Here is a 3,995-nt window from a genome sequence, read left to right as displayed (position 1 = left end):
CCAAGCAGCAGAGTGCCGAGCAGCAGGTCTCAACGCATCAGCAACTGTCCCTTTTCATCCGTACGCGGGTGGGGACGTTCAGGTGTACGCCGACACCTCTCGATGTTGCGGACCGCCGGAGCGAGGGGATGATGGTCCTCGAAGTGCTCGTGCGTCTGCCGCAAGCGGTCCATCTGGGCCCGGTTGGCCTGGAAGCGGGCGGTGTCGTCGCTCATCGCCTTGAACGCGACGTCCGGCCGGCGCATCAGGCTGGTCGCGGCGGTGGTCGCCACCGACTCGTCGCGGGTGAATTCCTCCACCACCCGGACCTTGTCCTCCGCCGACACTTTGGCCGCGACCTGCGGACGCTTCAGGAAGTCGGTGGTCACCGCCGCGGCGACCTCGGGCTCCCGGGCCAGCGAGTGGATCGCGGTGACCTTCTCCTGCGGCGTGATCGGTGTTTCGACCTGCTGTCCCACCCGGCGATTGGCGTCGTCCGTGGTCCAACGGGCCTTGCCGTTCGACGGCGTCAGGATCGCCTTGAACCGCTCGTCCTCGTCCTCGATGTTCGCCAGCGAGCGATGGACCGTGTAGGAGGCGAGCTTCGGCTGCCGGTGCTGTTTCGGCCAGCGGGACGCCACCCACCTGGCTGTTTTTACCGCTCCGACGCTCAATCCGATGTCATCAGACAGCCGTTGCAGCGACTGCTCGACCGTGTACTCACTTGACCCGACCAGGCCGCCTCGCTGCCTCATCGGTTCCACTTCCAGGGCGCGGTCCCCGATCGTGAACTGACCCCGGGTCTGCTGTTCGACGACTTCACGAAGCTCGGCGATGATCTGTTCGTAGCGGGACTGGCTGACCGCCCCGACGTTCTCCTCGGACATGGCTTTCACCACCCAAGTGCGGGCCCAGAAACGGCACTTCGGACCGTAACGGGACAAGGCCCGCATCTCTGTCGAGAGTCGGACCGCACATCCACAGATCACAATGGATGACCGCAAATGATCGGTTAGCGACCGAAGCGGGTCTCAGGATGCGTTCGCTCAGCGGTTACTGTGACCGTTCGCCGAACGGTTCCTTCCGGCGCTTCCACGCGCTCACCTTGCACTTCGTCGAGCAGAACACCGCGTCCGAACGGCGATCCACCCCCGCGATCCACCGGGTCCCGCACTCCGGGCACTCGACCTCGCCGGCCCCGTCCTTCACCGCCGCAAGCCGCTTCCGCAACCGGTCCTCCACCCGCCACTGCCTGGAACGACACGCAGTCGAGCAGAACACCGCACCCCGACGGGCCTCCGGCCTCAACGGCTCCCCGCAAGCCCGGCAAATCCTCTTCCCACCCCGTATCGCACCCTCGGACACCGCACCAGGCTATGCCTCAAGGCTCCCAGAAACCGGGGATCAGAAACAGCTACTTGGTGTTGACGCCCTCAGTGGACGTTAAGTCCGATCTTCCTCGGTTCGTGATCGCTCGATCGAGGTACTGATCGTCGCGCAGGCCCTCTGTTGGGCATGTGCATGCTGAGATGCGGGCATGGAGCGAGAGCCGTACCCCAGCGACTTATCGGACGAGCAGTGGGCGTTGATTGAGCCGATGATCACGGCCTGGAAGCAGGAGAGAGTGGCTCGGTCAGTGACCGGAGATCCCGGCTCCTGCGATCTGCGGGAGGTCGTGAACGCGATCTTCTACCAGAACCGGACGGGCTGCCAGTGGCGCTACCTCCCGCATGATCTGCCGTCCTGGTCGGCGGTGTTCTACTACTTCGGCCTGTGGCGCCAGGACGGGCTCGACCAGCGGATCTCCGAACTCCTGCGCTGCCAAGTGCGGGAGAGAGCCCGGCGATTGTAGGACCCGTCCCTGGTGATCATCGACACCCAGTCCGTCCGCGCGGCCGCGGGTGTCCCGAAGACCACGACGGGACTGGACGCCAACAAGAAGGTGTCGGGGCGCAAGCGGGGACTGGCCGTTGACGTTCTGGGGCTGATCATCGGCGTCGTAGTGCTGGCCGCCTCCGCCCATGACAACGCAGCCGGCACTGCCCTGCTCGATCAGGCGGCCGAGCGGTGCGGGATGCGTCTGGAGAAGGCCCTGGTGGACCAGGGCTTTAAGGACGAGGTTCTCATCCACGGCGCCCTGCTGGACATCGACGTCGAGGTCGTCCGCCGCAACGCCGCAGACCAGGGCAAAGGCTTCGTCCCGCAACCGAAGAGGTGGATCGTGGAGCAGGTCAACGGCACGTTGATGCTGCACCGCCGCCTGGCCCGCGAGTACGACCACCGCCTCGACACTTCCGCCTCGCGCGTCTACTGGGCTTCCATCGCCAACATGGCCCGCCGCCTCACCACACCCGCCCCCACCTGGCGCGACACCCTCGGGCTGGCCGCGTGAACATCAGCGAGCTCCTGGCAGACCTCCAGGACCAGCACGACAAAACCACGGCCCGGGCTGACGAACTACGCAGCCAGATCGACCACTTGACCGCCGCTCTGGCCGAGACCGAAGCACGACGCGCAGACCTGGCCACCACCCGGAAGATCATCGCCGAACGCATCCCACCCGGGACCGAGCCCGATCCGCCCGAGAAGGCGCGGCAGACCCTCTACGACCAGGCCATCGTCCCCTTCCGTGACATTTTTCAGCGTCTCAAGCACATCGATCCTGGAGCCCCCAGACCACCAGCGTCGGCATGGGAAGCTCGGGCAGCATCCGCAGGACGAGGTTCTTCTGCCCCAGCGGGCCGGCGGCGCTGCGCTGTGAGCGCAGGGTGGTCGCCAGCGCCCCGGGCGTGCCGGCCGCGGCCGTCTGGCTGGTCCACCACGCCGCGGGGATGCGCCAGGGCCGGCAGGACCCCATGAGCGCGACCGACGCCACCGTCAGGCTCGGGGCGAGAGGTACCAGCGGGGTCAGCCACGCCATCAGGTCACCCAAGGGGGTGGCGGCCTGTACCAGGTGAGCTGACCCCGGTTTCGTGGAGTCCCTGAAGCCAGGTTTATGATCCTGGTCCGAAGGAGAACCACGAGCAGTGCCAGCACCACGTAGATACCCGGGCGAGCTGCGCGAGCGGGCCGTCCGCGAGGTCCGCACTACCGGCCGGCCGATCGCGCATGTCGCCAAGGACCTGGGCATCCACAAGGAAGCCCTGCGCGGCTGGGTCCGCCAGGTTGAGGCGGACGCCGGCGAACGCGACGACCGGGTGACCATCGCCGAGCACGAGGAGCTGAAGCAACTCCGCAAAGAAGTAGCGGAGTTGAGGCGGGCGAATGAGATCCTCAAAGCCGCGAGCGCATTTTTTGCGGCCGAACTCGACCGTCCCTGGACGAGGCCGACCAGGTGATCGACCACCTCACGGACAAGGGTCTCGGGGTCGGGTTCGCCTGCCGGGTGCTGGGGCTGTCGGAGTCGGCGTACTACGCACGTAAGAAGCGGCCGAAGTCGGCCGGCCGACTGCGCGACGAGTAGCTGATGCCGCTGATCGAACAGATCCATGCTGAGTCCGGCGGCACCTATGGTGTTCGCCGGATCACCCGCGCGCTCAGGCGCAAGGGCATTCTCGTGGCACGCTGCACCGTCGAGCGGCTGATGCGTGAGCTGGGCCTGGAGGGCGTGATCCGCGGGAAACGTCGCCGCACCACGGTGCCGGAGCCGTCGGCACCCAGGCCGTCGGACCTGGTCGACCGCGACTTCACGGCCTCGCGGCCGGATCAGCTGTGGGTAGCGGACATGACGTATGTCCGCACCTGGTCCGGCTGGGCGTACGTGGCGTTCGTCCTGGACGTGTACTCGCGGATGATCGTCGGCTGGCAGGTCGCGAACCACATGCGCACCGAACTCCCTTTGGGCGCACTGGAGATGGCACTGTGGAGACGGAGGATCAAGAAGGGCTCCGGCCTCATTCACCACAGCGACCGCGGGGCGCAAGGTGGATTCAACTGGTCGTCGCAACACCCTGATCTCGGAGGTGTGCGACGTGGCCACGACGGACTGGAGTTTGAAGACCAGCGATGTTCCGGAG

General features: G+C 66.5%; 6 protein-coding genes and 1 pseudogene. 4 read left to right on the top strand and 3 right to left on the bottom strand.

The features are described 5' to 3' along the window. Positions 1–29: 29 nt before the first annotated feature. Entirely contained in the window at positions 30–866 is an 837-nt protein-coding gene (locus tag ACFYW5_RS37630) for a DUF6192 family protein (protein ID WP_389421645.1), read from the bottom strand. Positions 867–1,516: 650 nt separating this feature from the next. On the opposite strand from ACFYW5_RS37630, the pseudogene ACFYW5_RS37625 reads away from it, so the two are divergent. Next, a pseudogene (locus ACFYW5_RS37625) lies at positions 1,517–2,371 on the top strand (IS5 family transposase). A gap of 65 nt (positions 2,372–2,436) precedes the next feature. Here the strand turns inward: ACFYW5_RS37625 and ACFYW5_RS37620 are convergent. Both ACFYW5_RS37620 and ACFYW5_RS37615 read right to left on the bottom strand, forming a co-directional pair. Beyond that, complete coding sequence (locus ACFYW5_RS37620; RefSeq protein WP_389421644.1) at positions 2,437–2,634, bottom strand: hypothetical protein; 198 nt, start codon at positions 2,632–2,634, stop codon at positions 2,437–2,439. Continuing rightward, positions 2,627–2,899, bottom strand: a complete 273-nt coding sequence (locus ACFYW5_RS37615) for a hypothetical protein (protein WP_389421643.1) — start codon at positions 2,897–2,899, stop codon at positions 2,627–2,629. The genes ACFYW5_RS37620 and ACFYW5_RS37615 overlap by 8 nt, the downstream gene beginning before the upstream one ends. Before the next feature lie 106 nt (positions 2,900–3,005). Here ACFYW5_RS37615 and ACFYW5_RS37610 point away from each other — a divergent pair, with 106 nt between their 5' ends. The 3 genes from ACFYW5_RS37610 to ACFYW5_RS37600 form a co-directional block, all read left to right on the top strand. Next, on the top strand, positions 3,006–3,317 hold the full coding sequence (locus ACFYW5_RS37610) for a transposase (protein WP_389421642.1): 312 nt from the start codon (positions 3,006–3,008) through the stop codon (positions 3,315–3,317). Then, positions 3,314–3,442: a hypothetical protein gene (locus tag ACFYW5_RS37605; protein ID WP_389421641.1), complete on the top strand. Its 129-nt coding sequence runs from the start codon at positions 3,314–3,316 to the stop codon at positions 3,440–3,442. Before ACFYW5_RS37610 ends, ACFYW5_RS37605 begins: the two co-directional genes overlap by 4 nt. A 3-nt stretch (positions 3,443–3,445) precedes the next feature. Further along, a partial coding sequence (locus tag ACFYW5_RS37600; protein ID WP_389421640.1) for an IS3 family transposase occupies positions 3,446–3,995 on the top strand: 550 nt, incomplete at its 3' end.

This window comes from Streptomyces sp. NPDC002779, from assembly GCF_042888685.1.
GTDB lineage: Bacteria > Actinomycetota > Actinomycetes > Streptomycetales > Streptomycetaceae > Streptomyces.
The sequence above is the reverse complement of the archived record's forward strand: the minus strand, read 5'-3'. Positions and strand labels throughout refer to the sequence as shown.

What these genes read in the sequence shown, in the direction of transcription:
- ACFYW5_RS37630 (WP_389421645.1), bottom strand. Translation starts at nt 866, where the DNA reads ATGTCCGAGGAGAACGTCGGGGCGGTCAGCCAGTCCCGCTACGAACAG.
- ACFYW5_RS37615 (WP_389421643.1), bottom strand. Translation starts at nt 2,899, where the DNA reads ATGGCGTGGCTGACCCCGCTGGTACCTCTCGCCCCGAGCCTGACGGTG.